1 protein-coding gene is annotated in these 20,234 nt (G+C 77.1%); it reads left to right on the top strand.

What is annotated here, in order from left to right; translation table 11 throughout:
* Positions 1-7: 7 nt before the first annotated feature.
* Positions 8-20,149, top strand: a complete 20,142-nt coding sequence (locus ACIO9K_RS30640) for a non-ribosomal peptide synthase/polyketide synthase (RefSeq protein WP_400334786.1) — start codon at positions 8-10, stop codon at positions 20,147-20,149.
* The last annotated feature ends 85 nt before the right edge of the window (positions 20,150-20,234 follow it).

Consider the following 20,234-nt stretch of genomic DNA (forward strand, 5'->3'; position numbering starts at 1 on the left):
GACGACCATGACGCCTTCGAAGCGAGACCGCGCCGAGGCCCTGCCCGCCGACCTGCGCGAAGCGCTGCGCCTGCGGCTGGCCGGGCGCTCCGGCGGCGCCCGGGCCGCCGCCGACCGGTCCATCCCGCAAGCCGACCGCAGCCGACCGCTGCCGCCCTCCTTCGTCCAGCAGCGCCTGTGGTTCCTGGACCGGCTGCGCCCCGGCGACCCCCGCTACAACAGCGCGGTCGCCGTACGGTTCACCGGCCCGCTGGACCGCACGGCGCTCGCCGGGGCGCTGGCCGCCGTCGTGGCCCGTCACGAGGGGCTGCGGACCACCTTCGACGAGGCCGACGGCCGCCCGGTGCAGACCGTGCGGCCGGCCGGGCCGGTGCCGCTGCCCGTCCGGGAGCCGGCCGACGGGGAGACCCTCGACGCGATCCTGCTCCAGGAGTACTCCCGCCCCTTCGACCTCCGGCAGGGGCCGCTGCTGCGCGCCCTGCTGGTGCGCGAGTCGGACCGCTCGCACGTCCTGCAGGTGACGGCGCACCACATCGTCACCGACGGCTGGTCGATGGGCGTCGTCCTGGACGAACTGTGCACCGGCTACGAGGCCCTGGCCCGCGGCGCCGCCCCGGACCTGCCCCCGGTGGCGGTCCAGTACCCGGACTTCGCGGTGTGGCAGCGCGAACAGCTCTCCGGCGCCCGGCTGGAGGGCCAACTGGCCCACTGGAAGGCGAAACTGACCGGTGCGGTGCCGCCGGAACTGCCGCTGGACCACCCGCGGCGCGGCGAGGAGGCCGGCCCCGGCGCCGTCCACGCCTTCACCGTCCCCGCGCCGCTCACCGCCCGGCTGCGCGAGCTCGCGGCCGAGCGGCACGGCACCCTGCACACCGCCCTGGTCGCCGCCACCCAGGCGCTGCTGGCCCGCTGGTCCGGCCAGCAGGACGTCACCGTCGGCTCCCTGACGCCCGGGCGCTCCCGCACCGAGCTGGAACGGGCCGTCGGCTGCTTCGTCAACACCGTCGTCCTGCGCACCCGGGTGGAGCCCGCCGGATCCTTCCGCGACCTGCTCGCGGCCGCCACCGAGACCGGCAACGACGCGCTCGCGCACGGCGACACGCCCTTCGAACGGCTCGTCGAGGCGGTCGGCGCACCCCGCCAGGCGGGCCGCAACCCGCTGTTCGACGTGCTGGTCCTGCTGCACCCCGCGCCGCCCGAGGCCACCACCCCGCTGGGGTCGGCGCTCACCCCGGTCGCCGTGCCCCGGCAGGCCGCCACCTTCGACCTCAGCGTCGAGTTCGTCCCGGACGGCGAGGCGCTCACCGGCCTGCTGGAGTACCGCGCCGACCTCTTCGACGCGCCCACCGCCCGCCGGATGGCCGACCAGCTCCTGCTGCTGCTGGACGGCGCCGCCGCCGAACCCGACCGCCCGCTCGGCACCCTGCCGCTGCTCTCGCCCCGGGAGACCCGGCAGGTCACCCGGGACTGGAACGCCACCGCGCTGCCCGTCGAGGACACCAGCTACCCCGAGCTGTTCCGGCGCAGGGCCGCCCTGACCCCGCACGCCCCGGCCCTGGTCGCCGGAGCCGAGCGGCTCGACTACGCGACGCTCGACACCCGCGCCAACCGGCTCGCCCACCAGCTCATCGCCCGCGGCGCCGGCCCCGAACGGCTGGTCGCGCTGCGGCTGCCGCGCACCGCCGACATGATCGTGGCGATCCTCGCCGTCTGGAAGGCCGGCGCCGGCTACCTGCCCCTGGACCCGGCCCTGCCGGCCGAGCGCCTGCGCTACCTGCTCGACGACGCCCGCCCCGCCCTGGTCCTGGACGAGCAGGCGCTCCGGGCGCTGCCCGACACCGGCCCGGACACCGACCCCGGCGACGCCGACCGGACCGCCCCGCTGCACCCCTCCAACACCGCGTACGTGCTCTACACCTCCGGCTCCACCGGCCGCCCCAAGGGCGTCGCCGTCCCGCACCGCGCGGTGGTGAACCTGCTCGCCGCCCACCGGGCGGGCTTCGTCGCCGACGCGGGCGGCGGGCCGCTGCGCGTGGCGCTGACCGCCTCGTTCTCCTTCGACACCTCCCTGGAGGGCGTGCTGCTGATGGCCGACGGCCACCCGCTGCACCTGGTCGACGAGACGACCCGGATGGACCCGGCCGCCCTGGTCGAGTACGTCGTGCGCCACCGCGTCGACTTCCTCGACCTGACCCCCTCCTACCTGCGCCAGCTGCTGCCCGCCGGGCTGCTCGACGACCCGCGCCACCACCCCCGGGTGCTGATGCTCGGCGGCGAGGCCGTCGGGCCCCGGCTCTGGCGCGAACTCGCCGGACACCCGGACGTCGCCGCCTACAACTACTACGGCCCCACCGAGTGCACGGTCGACGCGCTCGCCTGCCGCATCGCGGGCGGTGACCGGCCGCTGGTGGGCCGCCCGCTGCCCAACCTGCGCGCCTACGTCCTCGACGACCGGCTCCAGCCGGTGCCGCCCGGGGTGAGCGGCGAACTCCACCTCGCCGGCGAGCAGGTCGCCCGCGGCTACGCCGGCCGGCCGGGGCTGACCGCCGCCCGCTTCACCGCCGACCCGTACGGGCCGCCCGGCGCCCGGATGTACCGCACCGGCGACCTGGCCCGCTGGACGGCCGACGGGAGCCTGGAGTACCTCGGGCGCGCCGACGACCAGGTCAAGGTGCGCGGCCACCGGATCGAACCCGGCGAGATCGAGGCGGCGCTGCTCGACCTGCCGCAGGTCGCCGCGGCCGCCGTCGCCGCCGTGCCCGACGCGCGCGGCCACACCCGGCTGGCGGCCTACCTGGTCTTCGCCGACGGCGCGGCCCGCCCGTCCGCCGACCTGCGCGCCGCCCTGCGGCGGGTGCTGCCCGACCACCTGGTGCCGTCCTCGTTCACCGCGCTCGACACCCTGCCGCTCACCACCAGCGGGAAGCTGGACCGCCGAGCGCTGCCCGCCCCCGACCTCGAAGGCGAAGGAAGGGAAGGGGAGTTCGTCGCCCCGCGCACCCCCGAGGAGGAGACCCTCGCCGGGATCTGGGCCGAGGTGCTGGGCGTGGCGCGGGTCGGCGTCACCGACAACTTCTTCGAGCTCGGCGGCGACTCGATCCTGAGCATCCAGGCCGTCTCCCGGGCCCGCGCCGCCGGCCTGCGGATCGGCTCCCAGGACGTCTTCCGCCACCAGACCGTCGCCGACCTGGTCGCCGCCGCCCGCCCGGCAGCCGCCCCGGCCCCCCGGCCGCGCCGCGCGGACGGACCGGCCCCGCTCACCCCCGTCCAGGAGTGGTTCTTCGCCGCCCACGGCCCGCTGCGCCACTTCACCATGTCGATGCTGCTCGACCTGCCGCGCGACCTCGACGAGCCGGCCCTGGACCAGGCGCTGCGGGCGGTCCTGGCGGCCCACCCGGCGCTGCGCACCCGCTTCACCCGCGCCGGGGGCACCTGGCGCCAGGAGCCGGTCGCGGACCCGGGCACCGGGCTGCTGACCAGACTCGACCCGCCCGCCCCCGGCGCCGGCCCCGGCCCTGAAGCCGCCCGGGTCGAGGCCGCCGAGGCCGCCCGCGCCGCCCTGGACCCGGCCACCGGCACCCTGCTGCGCGCCGTCCTGTTCCGGGCCCGCGGCGACGCCCGGCCCCAACTCGTCCTGACCGCCCACCACCTGGCCGTCGACGGCGTCTCCTGGCGGGTGCTGCTCGCCGACCTGGAACAGGCCTACCGGCAGGCGGCGGCCGGGGACGCCCCGCACCTGGAGCCCGAGCCCACCCCGTTCACCGACTGGGCCCACCACCTCGCCGAACGGGTCCGGGCCGGAGGCCTCGACGACGACCTGCCCTACTGGAGCGCCGAGACCAGGGCCCCGGCGGCCCCGCTGCCCGTCGACCACCCCGGCACGCCCACGGCCGCCTCCGTGCGCACCCTGCGCACCCGGCTCGACCGCGCCACCACCGAGGCCCTGCTGCGCAGAGTCCCCGAGGCCTACCGGACCCAGGTCAACGACGTGCTGCTCAGCGCGCTGGGCCGGGCCCTCGCCGACTGGACGGGCACCGAACGGGTGACCATCGCCCTGGAGGGCCACGGCCGCGAGGAACTCTTCGACGGCGTCGACCTCTCCCGGACGGTCGGCTGGTTCACCACCCGGTACCCCGTCACCCTCGCCCCGGCCGGCCCGGCCGGCGCCCCCGACTGGGCCGCCACCCTCAAGCAGGTCAAGGAGCGGCTGCGCGCCGTACCCCGCCGGGGCCTGAGCTACGAGGCCCTGGCCCGGCTCGGCCCGCCCGCCGCCGACGCCCTGAGGGGCCGTCCGCTGCCGCAGGTCTGCTTCACCTACCACGGGCAGTGGACCGCCCCCGGGACCGGCGACTTCGCGCCCGCCGGCCAGGCGCCGGGCCGGGAGCTCGCCCCCGACGAACCCCTGGACCACCTGCTCGACGTCTCCGCCGTCGTCGCCGACGGCGAACTGGAACTCACCTGGCACTACAGCGACCAGGCGCACGAGGCGGCCACCGTCCGCGCGCTGGCGCAGGCCACGGCCTCGGCGCTGACCGGCATCGTCGAGCACTGCGCCCGCCCCGACGCCGGCGGCCGCACCCCCTCCGACTACCCGCTGGCCGGACTGGACCAGGCCGGGGTGGACCGGATCGCCGGCGACGGGCGGGACGTCGAGGACCTGCTGCCGCTCACCCCGCTCCAGGAGGGCATGCTCTTCCACCGCCTGGTCGGCGGCCCCGACGACGTCTACGTGGACCAGGCCGGCCTGCTGCTGGAGGGCGTGGGCGACCCGTACGCCTTCGCCCTGGCCTGGCAGCGGGTCGCCGACCGCACGCCCGCGCTGCGCACCTCGGTGGTGTGGGAGGGCGTCCCCGCCCCCCTCCAGGTCGTGCGCCGCGGCGTCCGGCTGCCGGTGACCCACCTGGACCTGCGGGCGGTCGACCCGGGCGAGCGCGCCGACCGGCTGGCCCGGCTGCGCGCGGACGACCTCGCCCACGGGCTGGACCTCGCCACGGCGCCGCTCACCCGGCTCACCCTGGTCCGGCTGCCCGAGGCCCGCCTGCACCTGCTGTGGACCTCCCACCACCTGATCCTGGACGGCTGGAGCCTGGCCCAGGTGCTCACCGACGTGTTCGAGGAGTACGCGGCCCTCACCACCGGGGGCGTGCCGACACCGGCGGTGCGCCGGCCCTTCGCCGACTACGTGCACTGGCTGGCCGGGCAGGACACCGCGGCCGCCCGCGCGCACTGGCGGGGCGTCCTGGACGGCTTCGCCACCGCCACCCCGCTGCCCGCCGACCGCGTCCGGCGCGAGGCCCACCGGGCCCGCTCGGCGCTCGCGCACACCGCCGGCCTGTCGCCGGAGGCCTCCGAGCGGCTGGCCCGCACCGCCCGGCAGGCCGGGCTCACCCTCGGCACCGTGGTGCAGGGCGCCTGGGCCCTGCTGCTCTCCCGGTACAGCGGCGAGCCGGACGTGCTGTTCGGGACGACCGTCTCCGGACGCCCCGACGAACTGCCCGGCGTCGAGTCGATGATCGGCATGTTCATCAACACCCTGCCCACCAGGGTCCTGGTCGACGGCGACCGCACCGCCGCCGACTGGCTGCGCGACCTCCAGGAGGCCCAGGCCGAGGCCCGGCGCCACGCCGCGGTCTCCCTCGCCGAACTCACCGCCTTCAGCGGCGTGCCGTCCGGCGGCACGCTGTTCGACAGCATCGTCGCCTTCGAGAACTACCCCTTCGACGACGCCCGCACGGCCGGCAGCGGGGTGCGCCTGGTGGAGGTCACCTCCCGGGACGCCACCAACTACCCGCTCGTCCTGCGCGCCTACCAGGGCGGGCACTTCGGCTTCGACCTCGCCTACGACCCGGAGCTGTTCGACGCCGCGACGGTCCGCGCCCTCGCCGAGCGGCTCTGCCTGCTGCTCACCGGACTGGCCGCCGGACTGGACCGGCCGCTGCGCGCCCTGGAGTGGACGACCGCGCAGGAGCGGCGGCTGCTGACCGAGTGGGACGGCACCGTGCGGGGCCGCCCCGACCGGACCCTGGTCGACCTCTTCGAGGCGCAGGCCGCCCGCACCCCGCACGCCGAGGCCGTCACCTGCGGCGACGAGCACCTCGACTACGCCGCCCTGGACGCGCGGGCCGACCGGCTCGCCCACCGGCTGGCCGGGCTCGGCGCCGGGCCCGAGCGGTTCGTGGCCCTCGCGCTGCCCCGCACGGCCGACCTGGTCGTGGCCGTCCTCGCCGTCCTCAAGACCGGCGCGGCCTACCTGCCGCTCGACCCGGGCCTGCCGGCCGAACGCCGCGCCCAACTGCTGGGCGACGCCGCCCCGGTGGCCCTGGTGACCCACGTGCCCGGCGCGCCGCCCGAGAGCTTCGAGCACGGGGTGCCCGTCCTCTCCCTGGCGGACCCGCAGCTGCGCGCCGACCTGGCCCGGGGCCCGGCCGCCCCGCTCGCCGCCGGGCACCGCCCGCTGCCCGACAGCCCCGCCTACGCCATCTTCACCTCCGGCTCCACCGGCCGCCCCAAGGGTGTCGTGGTGCCGCACGCCAACGTGGTGCGGCTGTTCGAGCAGACCGAGGACGTGTTCGGCTTCGGCGCCGAGGACGTCTGGACGCTGTTCCACTCCTACACCTTCGACTTCTCGGTCTGGGAGCTGTGGGGCCCGCTGCTGCACGGCGGCCGGCTCGTCGTCGTGCCCGAGGACACCGCCCGCTCCCCGGAGGACTTCCTGCGGCTGCTCGCCGACGAAGGCGTCACCGTCCTCAACCAGACCCCGTCCGCCTTCCACCCGCTGGCCCGCGCCGACGCCGAACACCCCGAGCTCTCCCGCCGGCTGGCGCTGCGCACGGTGGTCTTCGGCGGCGAGGCGCTGGACGCCGGCCGCCTCGCCGACTGGTACGACCGCCACCCGCAGGACGCGCCGCGCCTGGTGAACATGTACGGCATCACCGAGACGACCGTGCACGTCACCCACGCCCCGCTGGACCGCACGACCGCGGCGGCCGGCGGCCCCGCACCGATCGGCACCGGCCTCCCGGACCTGCGGCTGTACGTCCTCGACACCGACCTGGCCCCGGTGCCCCCGGGCGCCGTGGGCGAGCTGTACGTGGCGGGGGAGGGTCTGGCCCGCGGCTACCTCGACCGGCCCGGCCTGACCGCCACCCGCTTCCTCGCCGACCCGTTCGGGGCCCCGGGCACCCGGATGTACCGCACCGGCGACCGGGCGCGCCGACAGGCCGACGGCACCCTTCGCTACCTGGGCCGCGCCGACCAGCAGGTCAAGATCCGCGGCTACCGGATCGAACCCGGCGAGATCGAGGCCGCCCTCCAGACCCACCCGGGTGTGGGCGCCGCCACCGTGGGCGTGTACCAGGACGCCTCCGGCACCCGCCGGCTGGTCGCCCACGTCGTCGCCGGCCCCGGCGCGGCCCACCCCCCGGCCGCCGCCGACCTGCGCGCCCACCTCGAACGGCTGCTGCCCGCCTACCTGGTGCCCGCCGCGTACGTCCCCCTGGCTGTCCTGCCGCTCACCCCCAACGGCAAGCTCGACCGGCGCGCGCTGCCCGCGCCCGGCCCGGAGGGCTTCGCCGCCGGCCGGCAGCGCACCGCACCCCGCACCCGCGCCGAGCGGCTGGTCGCCGCGGCCTGGACGGAGGTCCTGGACACCGGGGAGATCGGCGCCGAGGACGACTTCTTCGCCCTGGGCGGCGACTCCATCCTCGCCGTCCGGGTCACCGCCCGGCTGCGCGCGGCCTTCGGGGCGGCGGACCTCTCGCCCCGGCTGCTGTTCAGCCACCCGGTGCTGGCGGACCTGGCCGAAGCCCTCGGCTCGCTCGGCGAGCCGGGCGAGCCGGGCGCGGCGGACGGCCCGTCGGCCCGGGTCATCCCGGCCGCGGACCCGGCGGCCGAGCCACCGCTGTCGTACGCCCAGCAGCGGCTCTGGTTCCTCGACCGGTTCGAGCCGGGCAGCACCGAGTACACCTCGCTGTCCGTGCTGCGCCTGCGCGGAGCGCTCGACCCGGTCGCGCTGGGCACCGCCCTGGACGCCCTGGTCGCCCGGCACGAGGCGCTGCGGACCACCTTCGCCGAGCGGGACGGCCGCGCCCGGCAGGTGGTGCGCCCGCCGCAGCCGGTCGAGCTGCCGTGCGAGGACCTCGCCGGGTCGCCCCCGGCGGCCCTGGACGCGCTGCTGGAGCGGATCGCCGCCACCCCGTTCGACCTGGCCGCCGGGCCCCTGCTGCGGGCCCGGCTGGTCCGGACGGCCGCGGACGAGCACGTGCTCGCGCTGGCCGTGCACCACATCGCCACCGACGGCTGGTCGATGGGCGTCCTGGGCCGCGACCTGGGCGAGCTGTACGCGGCGGCCCGCGAGGGGCGCCCGCCACGGCTGCCCGCGCTGCCCGTGCGCTACACCGACTACGCGTCCTGGCAGCGCGCGCGCACCGACCTCGCCGAGGCGGACCTCGCCCACTGGCGCCGGGCCCTGGACGGCCTGACCCCGCTGGAGCTGCCCACCGACCGGCCGCGCCCGGCCGTACGCACCCGGGACGGCGCGCTGGTCGCCTTCACCCTGCCCGCCGGGCTGACCGCGCGGTTGCGCGAACGGGGCCGGGAGGTCGACGGCACCCTCTACACCACCCTCCTGGCGGCCTGCCAGGTCCTGCTCGCCCGCTGGTCCGGGCAGCAGGACATCGCGGTCGGCACCGTCACCTCGGGCCGCGAGCAGGGCGAACTCCACGACGTGGTCGGCATGTTCGTCAACACCCTGGTGCTGCGCGGCGCCGTCCGGCCGGAGCTGCCGTTCGGCGAACTGCTGGCCGCCGCCCACGGCACCGTCCTGGAAGCGCTCGCCCACCAGGAGGTGCCCTTCGAGCGGCTGGTGGACGCCCTCCAGCCGGAGCGCGACACCAGCCGCACGCCGCTCTTCCAGGTCATGGTGGCCCTGCACAACCTCGGCGCCGAGGTGCCGAACCTGCCGGGCCTGACGGTGGAGCCGGTCACCCCGCCCGTCCACGGCGCCACCTTCGACCTCTCCTTCGACTTCGTCGAGCGCGACGGCGGCCTGACCGGCTATCTGGAGTACAACACCGGGCTGTTCGACGCGCGGACCGCCGAGCACCTGGCCGGCTGGCTGGGCACCCTGCTGGAGGCCGTGGCCGAGGCGCCGGAGACGGCCGTCGGGGCGCTGCCGCTGATGACGGCCGACGAGCGGCGCCGGGTGCTGCGGCAGGGGCGGGGCACGCCGCTGCCCGCGCCGGACACCACCTTCCCCGCCCTGTTCGAGGCGCAGGCCGCCCGCACCCCGGACGCCACCGCCCTGGTCGCCCGGGACGCCACCCTCGACTTCGCCGCCCTCAACGCGCGGGCCAACCGGCTCGCCCGCCACCTCGCCGCCCGCGGCGCCGGCCCGGAGCAGGTGGTCGCGGTCCGGCTGCCGCGCACCTCGGACCTGCTGGTGGCGCTGTTCGCGGTGCTCAAGGCGGGCGCCGCCCTGCTCTTCGTCGACCCGGACCTGCCCGAGGACCGGGCCGCCCTCCTCCTCGACGACACCCGGCCCCGGGTGGTGCTGACCGGGCAGGCCCTGCGCGAGGTGCCGTGGGACGCGCTGCCCGCCCACGACCTGACCGACGCCGAGCGGACCGCCCCCCTGCTGCCGCAGCACGCCGCCTACCTCGTCCACACCTCCGGCTCGACCGGCCGCCCCAAGGGCGTCGTCGTCGAACACCGCCAGCTGGTCAACCTCTGCCGGGACCACCAGGAGGGCCTGGTCGCGCCGCACACCGCCGACGGAGGGCGGCTGCGGGCCGCGCTCAGCGCCTCCTTCTCCTTCGACACCAGCTGGGAGGGCCCGCTGCTGCTCGCACTGGGCCAGGAGCTCCACCTGATCGACGAGGACGTCCGGCTGGACCCGCAGGCGTTCTGCGCCCAGGTCGTCGACCGCCGCCTGGACCTGGTCAACGTCACCCCCTCCTTCCTGCGCGAACTCACCGCCGCCGGACTGCTCGCCCCCGGCCCGCACCACCCGCGCCTGCTGCTGGTCGGCGGCGAGGCCGTCCCCGCCGCCGTCTGGCGGGAGCTGTGCGCGGCGCACGCGGACCTCGGCGTCACCGCCTACAACATGTACGGGCCCACCGAGTGCACCGTCGACGCCGCCTACGCCCGGTGCGCGGACCACCCCGAGCGCCCCGTCATCGGCCGCCCCGGCCGCAACCTGGGCGCCTACCTGCTCGACGGCGCCCTGCGGCCGGTGCCGCCCGGCATGCCGGGGGAGCTGTACCTGGCGGGGGAGCAGGTGGCCCGCGGCTACCTGAACCGGCCCGGGCTGACGGCCGCCCGCTTCCTCGCCGACCCCTACGGCCCGCCCGGGGCCCGGATGTACCGCACCGGCGACCTGGCCCGCTGGGACGCGAACGGGCAACTGGAGTTCCGGGGCCGGGCCGACGAACAGGTCAAGGTCCGCGGGTTCCGGATCGAGCCCGGGGAGGTGGAGGCCGCCCTGCTCGCCCACCCGGACGTCGCCGACTGCGCGGTCGCCGCGCGCGAGCACGCCGGCCGTACGGTGCTCGTCGGCTACCCGGTGCCCGCCGGCCGCCGCGTGCCGACCGCCGAGGAACTGCGGACCTGGCTGCGGCGGACGCTGCCCGACCACCTGGTGCCCGCCGCGTTCGTCCCGCTGGCCCGAATACCGCGGACCACCGGCGGCAAGACCGACCGGCGCGCGCTGCCCGCGCCGCCCGCCCAGCCCGACCGCACTACCCCGTACGTCGCACCGCGGCCCGGTGCCGAGGAACGGCTCGCCGCGATCTGGGCCGAGGTGCTGGGCGTGGAGCGCGTCGGCACCCGGGACAACTTCTTCGCGCTCGGCGGCGACTCCATCCTCAGCATCCAGATCGTCTCCCGCGCCCGCGCCGCCGGGCTCTCCCTCACCACCAAGGACGTCTTCCGGCACCAGAACATCGCCGAACTCGCCCTGTGCGCAGGAGATCTGACCGATCGCCAGGAAGGCGGCGAAGCCGAGCCCGGCGAGGCGCCGCTCACCCCGATCCAGCACTGGTACCTCGACGGCCGCCGCCCCGGCGACGCCCTGCGCTTCACCATGACCCAGCGCCTGGAACTGGCCCCCGGCACCGATCCGGCGGCCCTGCGCCGGGCGGTGCTGGCCCTGGTGGAGCACCACCCGGCCCTGCGCACCCGCTTCCACCGCACCGAGGCCGGCTGGCGCCAGGAGGTGCTTCCCCAGGGGGCGGACGGCCTCTTCACCCGGCACGACGTCAGCCACCCGGACCTCACCGGCCATGACGCGGAGGCGCAGGTCCAGCGCGCCACCGACGAGGCCCAGCGCTCCCTCGACCCCGTCGACGGCCGGTTGCTGCGGGCCCTGTTCTTCGACCCCGGCCCCCGGCAGCCGGGCCAACTCGTCCTCACCGTGCACCACCTGGCCGTGGACGGCGTCTCCTGGCGCATCCTGCTGGCCGACCTCGAAGCGGCGTACCGCACGGCCCGCGCCGGAGCCCCCGTCGCCCTGCCGCCGACCGGCACGTCCTACGGCCGCTGGGCCACCCGGCTGGAGCGGCACACCCGCGCCGGCGCCCTGGACGGCGACCTCGGCCACTGGACGCGCACCGGCGCGGCCCCGGCCGACCTGCCCGCCGGCCGCCCCGCCCCTGACACCGGCGCCTCCAACACCCACGCCACCGCCGCCACCGTGCAGGTGACGCTGGACGAGCGGACCACCGAGGCGCTGCTGCGCCGCGTCCCCGAGGTCTACCGCACCCAGGTCAACGACGTCCTGCTCAGCGCCCTGGGCCGCACCCTGGCCCGTTGGTGCGGCCGGGACACCGTGCTGGTCGGAGTGGAGGGGCACGGCCGCGAGGACCTGTTCGAGGACCTGGACCTCTCCCGGACGGTGGGCTGGTTCACCGCCGAGTTCCCGCTCGCCCTGCGCGTCGACCCCGACGCCGGATGGCACGACACCCTGCGCTCGGTCAAGGAGCAGCTGCGCGCCGTCCCGCTGCGCGGACTCAGCCACGGCGCGCTGCGCCACCTGCGGCCGGACGGCCCGCTGACCGGCTCGGCGGCGCCGCAGATCGGCTTCAACTACCACGGTCAGTGGGACACCCGCGGCGGCGCCGACGGCCTGGTCCGCGGCGCGCTGCCCCCGGCCGGTCGCGACACCGACCCCGACGAGCCCCGCCCCTACCTGCTGGACATCATCGGCGCGGTCCAGGACGGCCGCCTCGAACTGGCGTGGACCTACCCCGCCGCCGTCTACGACGAGGCCACCGTCCGCGGGCTCGCCGAGGAGATGGGCGCCGCGCTGCACGAGCTGGCCGCGCACTGCGCCCGCCCGGACGCCGGCGGCCGCACCCCGTCGGACTTCCCGCTCGCCGGCCTCGACCAGGACCGGCTGGACCGGCTCGTCGGCGACGGGCGCGAGACCGACGACGTGCTGCCGCTGACGCCGCTGCAGTCCGGCATGCTCTTCCACGGGCTCGTCGACGCCGACGGCGCCTACGTGGACCGGATCGCGGTGCGCCTGGCCGGCGTGGCCGACCCGCGGGCCTTCGCCGAGGCCTGGCAGCAGGTCGCCGACCGCACCCCGGCACTGCGTTCCAGCGTTCACTGGCGGGGCCTGCCGCACCCCGTCCAGGTGGTCGCGCGGCATGCCGCGCTGCCCGTCCGCCGGCTCGACTGGCGCGACCTGACGGCCGGGCAGCGCGCCGACCGGACGGAGCGGCTGCTCGCCGAGGAGCGCGCCGCCGGGATGGACCTCGCCACCGCGCCGCTCACCCGGCTGACCCTGGCCGCGCTGCCCGGTGACGAGGTCCTGCTGCTGTGGTCCACCCACCACCTGATCCTGGACGGCTGGAGCACCGGACAACTGCTCACCGAGGTGTGCGAGGAGTACGCCGCGCTGACCGGCGGCCCGCAGGCGCCCCGGCCGGTCCGGCGGCCGTTCGCGGACTTCCTGGGCTGGCTGCACGAGCGGGACGAGGAAGCGGCCGAGGCCCACTGGCGCGGCCTGCTGGCCGGGTTCACCGGCCGGACCCCGCTGCCGTACGACCGCCCGCCGACCCGGGCCCACCGCGCCCGCTCCAGCGCCGCGGCCCACCGCGAACTGGACGAGACGCTCTCCCGGCGGCTGCGCGAGAACGCCGCGGCCGCCGGACTGACCGTCAACACCGTGGTGGAGGGCGCCTGGGCGCTGCTGCTGGCCCGCTACAGCGGCGGCGACGACGTGGTCTTCGGCACCACCGTGTCCGGGCGCCCGGCCGAACTGCCCGGCGTCGAGTCGATGATCGGCCTGTTCATCAACACCGTGCCGACCAGGGTCCCGATTCCCTCGGGCGGCGTACTGCCCTGGCTGCGGGAGCTCCAGGAACGCCAGAGCGACGGCCGCCGCTTCGACCACCTGGCACTACCACGCGTCCAGGCCCTGAGCGACCTGCCCGCCGGGGAGCCGCTGTTCGACAGCATGGCGGTCTTCGAGAACTACCCCGTCGACGAGTCGGCCGCCGACCGGACCGGGGTGCGGGTGGTCGAGGTGCGCGCCGACGACGCCACCACCTTCCCCTGGTGCCTGCGCGCCCACCTGGCCGAGCGGCTCGGCTTCGACCTGGCCTACGACCCCGCGCTCTTCGACCACCGGACTGCCCACGGCGCGGCCGACCGCCTGGTCCTGCTGCTCACCGCCCTCGCCGACGGCCTCGACGGCGACCTCGCCGAGCTGGACCGGCTCACCCCCGCCGACCGGGAGCAGCTGGCCTCCTGGCACGGAACCGCCCGCCCGGTGGCGCCGCGCAGCCCGCTCCAGGTCTTCGCCGAGCAGGTCCGGCGCACCCCCGGCGCGCCCGCCGTGCGCGACGGCGACCGCGAGCTGACCTACCGCCAACTCGACGACTGGTCCGACCGCCTGGCGGCCCGGCTGCTGGCCGACGGCCTGGCCCCCGAAGACCGGGTGGCGCTGCTGATGGACCGCTCCGCCGAACTCGTCGCCGCCCAGCTGGCCGTCCTCAAGGCGGGCGGTGCCTACCTGCCCGTCGACCTCCGGGCCCCCGAGGAGCGCCGCCGCGCCCTGCTCGACCAGGTCGGCGCCGCCCTGCGGCTCACCGCCGAGCAGGTCGCCGCCGCGCGCACCGGCGCGGCCGGGCCGGTGGCGGGGGCCCTGCCGCCCGCCGACCCCGACCGGCTGGCGTACGTGATGTTCACCTCGGGCTCCACCGGGGTGCCCAAGGCGGTGGCGGTACGGCACCGCGACGTGGCCTCGCTCGCCACCGACAGCCGCTTCGCCGACGGCCGCTGCGCACGGGTGCTGCTGCACTCGCCGGTCGCCTTCGACGCCGCCACCTTCGAGGTCTGGGCGCCGCTGCTGGGCGGCGGCTGCGTGCTCGTCGCCCCCGACGGGCCGGTGGACGCCGCCCTGCTGCGGCGGCTCGCCGGACCGGACGGGCCGACGGCGCTGTGGCTCACCGCCGGGCTCTTCCGGCTGCTCGCCCAGGACGCGCCGGACTGCTTCGCGGGCCTGCGCACGCTGTGGACCGGCGGGGACGTGGTGCCCGCCGCCGCGGTGCGCCGCGTCCTGGCGGCCTGCCCCGGGCTGACCGTGGTGGACGGCTACGGGCCCACCGAGACCACGACCTTCGCCACCGCCTTCGCCGTCGCGGAGGCGGCGGCGGTGCCCGACACCCTGCCGATCGGCCACCCCCTGGACGACCGCCGCGTCCACGTCCTCGACCGGCGCCTGCGGCCCGTCCCGCCGGGCTGCGCGGGCGAACTGTACGTCGCCGGCGACGGCGTGGCCCGCGGCTACCTGGGCCGGCCCGGCGAGACCGCGGCCCGCTTCCTCGCCGACCCCTCCGGCCCGCCCGGCGCCCGGATGTACCGCACCGGCGACCTGGCGAGGCGACGCCCGGACGGCACCGTCGAGTTCCTGGGCCGCGCGGACGACCAGGTGAAGATCCGGGGCTTCCGGGTCGAACCCGGCGAGGTGGAGGCCGCACTCGCCCGCCACCCCCAGGTCACCGACGTCGCCGTGGTCACCCGCGAGGACCGGCCCGGCGCCCGGTGCCTGGTGGCCTACGTGGTCGGCCCGGCGGGCGCCGAACCCGGGGAACTGCGGGCCTTCGCCGCCCGCGCGCTGCCCGACTACCTCGTCCCCGCCGCCTTCGTCCCGCTCGCCGCCCTCCCGCTGAGCCGCAACGGCAAGGTCGACCGGGCGGCCCTCCCGGCGCCGGACGAGGAGCACGGGAGCGGACGCCGCGCGCGGATCGAGCCGCGCACCGAGGCCGAACGCCGCACCGCCGAGGTCTTCGGGGACGTCCTGGGCATCCGGCCGCCCGGCGTGGAGGACGGCTTCTTCGAGCTGGGCGGCGACTCCATCCTCAGCATCCGGCTCGCCGCCCGCCTCGCCGAGGCCTTCGGCGCCGACCTCACCCCCCGCGCCGTCTTCGACCACCCCACACCGGCCGGCCTGGCCCGCCTGCTCACCGAGGAGCAGGGCCGCCCGGGCGGCCCGGGGCGCCCGCCCGTCCTCCCGGTCGCCCGCGACGGCGCCGCGCCGATGTCCTACGCCCAGCAACGCCTGTGGTTCCTGGAGGAGTTCGCGCCCGGCGGCGCCGAGTACGTCACCGCGCTCGCGCTGCGCCTGCGCGGCGCCCTGGACACCGACGCCCTCGGCGCGGCCCTGCGCGCCCTCGCGGCCCGGCACGAGTCGCTGCGCACCACCTTCGACAGCGTCGACGGCCACGGCGTCCAGCTCGTCCACCCGCCGCAGGACGTGCCGCTGCCGCTGCACGACCTGTCCGGCCGGCCGGCGCAGCCGCGGGCGGAGGCCCTGCGCGGCCTGCTCGCCGCCGAGCGGGCCCGCCCCTTCGACCTGCGCCGCGGACCGCTGCTGCGCACCGCCCTGGTGCGGCTGGCCGAGGGCGACCACGTGCTGGCCCTGACCCTGCACCACATCGTCACCGACGGCTGGTCGACCGCCGTCCTGCTCACCGATCTGGCCCACCTCTACCGCGCCGAACTCGGCTCCGGGGAGAGCCGGTTGGCGCCGCTGCCGGTGCAGTACGCCGACTACGCGCACTGGCAGCGCACGGTCGGCGCCGCCGGGCCCGACCAACTCGCCTACTGGAAGGAGCAGTTGGCCGACGTCTCGACGCTGCGCCTGCCCACCGACCGGCCCCGGCCCGCCGTGCGCACCACCAACGGGGCCACCGCCCGCCTGGAGCTGCCCGCCGACACGGCCCGCCGACTGGCCCGGGTCGGCCGGGAGCGCGGCGCCACCCTGTTCACCACCCTGGTCGCCGCCGCGCAGGCCTACCTCGCCCGGCTCGGCGGCGACCAGGACATCGCCGTCGGCACCGTCACCTCAGGCCGCGAGCAGGCGGAGACCCAGGGTCTCGTCGGCTTCTTCGTCAACACCCTGGTGCTGCGCTCGCGGGTGGAACCCGCGCAGCCCTTCGGCGACTTCCTCGGTGCGGTCCGGCAGACCGTCCGGGACGCCTTCGCCCACCAGGACGTGCCGTTCGAGCGCGTGGTCGACGAGGTGCAGCCGGTGCGCGACACCAGCCGCAGCCCGCTCTTCCAGGCCCTGGTCGTCCTCCAGAACACCCCGGCCGCCGACCTCGACCTCCCGGGCCTGCACGTGACCGACGTCGAGACCGACACCACGCAGGCGGCCTTCGACCTCGCGCTGGAGTTCGCGGAGGCCGACTCCGGCGCGCTGCACGGCCTGATCACCTACAACACCGACCTGTTCGACCCGGCCACGGCCGAGCGGATGGCCGGGCAGCTCGCCACCCTGCTCACCGCCGTCGCCGAGGACCCGGATCGCGCCATCGGCGCGCTGCCGCTCGCCGGTGGCGACCAGCTGGCCGCCGAACTGGACCGGGCGCGCGGCACCTTCCGCCCCGTCCCCGAGGCGACCCTGGCCGAACTCTTCGAGCGCCGGGCCGCCCGCACCCCCGACGCGGTGGCGCTGCTCGACGGCGGCCGCGAGCTGAGCTACGCCGAGGTGGAGCGGGCGGCCAACCGGCTGGCCCACCGGCTCATCCGGCGCGGCGTGGGGCCGGAGCGGCTGGTCGCCCTCGCCCTGCCCCGCTCGGCGGCGGCGGTGGTGGCCCAGCTCGCCGTCGCCAAGGCCGGCGGCGCCTTCCTCCCGGTGGACCCGGACTACCCGGCGCCCAGGCGGGAGTTCATGGTGCGCGACGCGGGTGCCCACCTGGTGCTCGACGACCCGGCCGAGGTGTGGTCCGCCGACGGGCCACAGACCCCGCCCACCGACGCCGACCGCGCCACCGACCGCGAGACCGCGCCCACCGACGCCGACCGCGCCACCCCGCTCACCCCCGGACACCCGGCCTACGTCATCTACACCTCCGGATCGACCGGCACGCCCAAGGGCGTCCTGGTGACTCACGCCGGACTCGCCGCCTTCGCGGCGGCCGCCGCCGAGCAGTACACCGCCGGCCCCGGGGCCAGGGTGCTCCAGTTCGCCTCGCCCAGCTTCGACGCCTCCGTCCTGGAACTGTGCGTCTCCCTGCTCAGCGGGGCCACCCTGGTCACGGGGGAGGAAGGGCCGCTCGTCGGCGAGCGGCTGGCCGAGGTCCTGGCCGAACGGCGCATCACCCACGCCCTGATCCCCCCGGCGGCCCTGGCCACCGTGGACCCGGCGACGGCCGCGACCCTGCCCGCCCTGCGCACCCTGGTCGTCGGGGCGGAGGCCTGCCCGGCCGATCTGGTCGACACCTGGGCCCCCGGCCGTCGGATGATCAACTCCTACGGCCCCACCGAGGCCACCGTGGTCGCCACCTGGACCGGCCCGCTGTCGCCGGGCACCGGCGCACCGGCGATCGGCCGCCCCGGCGGCGCCGCCCGCAGCTACGTCCTGGACGCCGCCCTGCGGCCGGTGCCGCCCGGCGTGACCGGAGAGCTCTGGCTGGCCGGCCCCGGCCTCGCCCGCGGCTACCTCGGCCGCCCGGGACTGACGGCCGGGCGGTTCCTCGCCGACCCCTTCGGCGCACCGGGCGAGCGGATGTACCGCACCGGCGACCTCGCCCACCGGGACGCCGACGGCGAACTGCGCTTCGCCGGCCGCGTCGACGACCAGATCAAGCTGCGCGGCTTCCGGATCGAACCGGGCGAGATCGAGAGCGCGCTGCGCCGCAGCCCCCTGGTGCGCGACGCCGTCGTCACCGTGCGCGCCGACGCCCCCGGGAGCGGTGCGGGCTCCGGGGCCGGCCGGCTGGTCGCCTACGTCGTCCCGGCGCTCGGGGCCGGAGCGGGCGGTGCCGCACCGGAGGGCGACGACGATGGGGCCACTGCGGGCCTGCCCGCCGCCGAACTGCGCGCCCACCTGGCCGGGTTGCTGCCGCCGCACCTCGTCCCGTCGGTGTTCGTCCCGCTGGAACGGCTGCCGCTCACCCCGAACGGCAAGCTCGACCGGCGGGCCCTGCCCGAACCCGGGCCCGCGCAGGCCGCGGCCGGTCCGCGCCGGGAGCCGGGCACCGACACCGAACGCCGGATCGCCCGGATCTGGGCCGACGTCCTGGGCATCGAGGAGGTCGGCGCCGACGACAACTTCTTCCTGCTCGGCGGCGACTCCATCCTCAGCATGCAGGTGGTGTCCAGGCTGCGCCGGGACGGCCTGTACCTCGCCACCCGGGAGCTCTTCACCCACCAGACGGTGGCCGAACTGGCCACCGTGGTGCGCACCGCCCCCGACCGCGAGGACGACGGTCCGGTCACCGGGGACGTACCGCTCACCCCCATCCAGGAGTGGTTCCTGGCCACCCCGCGCGCCGCCCACCACCACTTCAACCAGTCGACCCTGCTCGAACTCGGCGCCGACCCCGACCCGCGGGCACTGCGGGCCGCGCTGGACGCCCTGCTCGAACACCACGACGCCCTGCGGCTGCGTTTCACCCACGACGAGACGGGCTGGCACCAGTTCAACCCGCCGCCGGCCCCCGCCGAGGACGTCCTCGTCCGGTACGACCTGACCGGGCAGAGCGCCGAGGTCGCCGACGCGGCCATGGCCAAGGCGGCCGACGAACTGCACGTCGGCTTCGACCTGGCCCGGGGCCCGCTGCTGCGGGCGGCCCTGTTCACCGGCGCCCCGGACCGCCCGGCGCTCCTGCTGCTGGTCGCCCACCACCTGGTCGTCGACGCCGTCTCCTGGCGCCTGCTGCGCGACGACCTGGAGAGCGCCTACCGGCAGGCCGCCCTGGGCACGGCGATCACGCTGGGGGAGCGCGGCACCTCCTACCGGGACTGGGCGCTCCGGCTCGCGGCCCATGTCGCCGACGGCGGCCTGGACCACGAACTGCCCTACTGGGACGAGGCGGTGAGCGCCGCCGAGGCCCTGCCCGGCCGACCCGCCGTGCCCGGTCCCGCTGACCCCGGTGCCGCTGACCCGGGTGCCGCTGACCCCGGTGCGGCCGAGCCCGGGACCGTCGAACCCGGTGCCGCCGAGACCGCGACGGTCACCGTCGAACTGGACGAGGAGGACACCGAGGCACTGCTGCGCGCGGCCCCGGCGGCCTACCGCACCCGCGTCAACGACGTGCTGCTGACCGCCCTCGCCCTGGCACTGGCCCGCTGGACCGGCCACGAGCGGATCCGGCTGGACCTGGAGGGGCACGGCCGGGAGGACGTCGTGGAGGGCGTGGACCTGTCCCGTACGGTCGGCTGGTTCACCACCATGTACCCGGTCACCTTCCACGTCCCCGACCCCGATGACCTCGGTCCGGACCGCGACTGGCGCGCCCTGGTGAAGTCGGTCCGCCGCCAGCTGCGCGCCGTGCCGGGCAACGGGCTGGGCTTCGGCGCCCTGCGCACCTTCGGCCCGCCCGAGGTCCGCGAGCGCCTCGCCGCCGGCGCGCACGGCCAGGTGGTCTTCAACTACCTCGGCCAGTGGGACGCACGGCCCGAGACCGCCGGCGACGGCCTGGTCCGCGCCGAGCACGGCTCCTTCGGGCAGGACCACGACCCCCGCGACGGCGGCTCGCACCCGGTGGAGGTGGTGGGCGCGGCGCAGCACGGGCGCCTCGCCTTCACCTGGCACCACCGCCCCGCCCTCCACGACACGGCGACCGTGCGCCGGGCGGCCGAGGAGTTCGCCGTGGCGCTGCGGCACATCGCCCGGCACGCCAGGGGAGGACGGTGACGGCCGCCCACCCACCGACGACCACCCGCCGCTGAACCCCCTGCTGTCAGACCACCGCCGCAAGACCACCGCTGGAAACCCGACA

It is taken from the genome of Kitasatospora sp. NPDC087271 (assembly GCF_044744605.1).
Classification (GTDB): domain Bacteria; phylum Actinomycetota; class Actinomycetes; order Streptomycetales; family Streptomycetaceae; genus Kitasatospora.

What these genes read in the sequence shown, in the direction of transcription:
- ACIO9K_RS30640 (WP_400334786.1), top strand. Translation starts at nt 8, where the DNA reads ATGACGCCTTCGAAGCGAGACCGCGCCGAGGCCCTGCCCGCCGACCTG.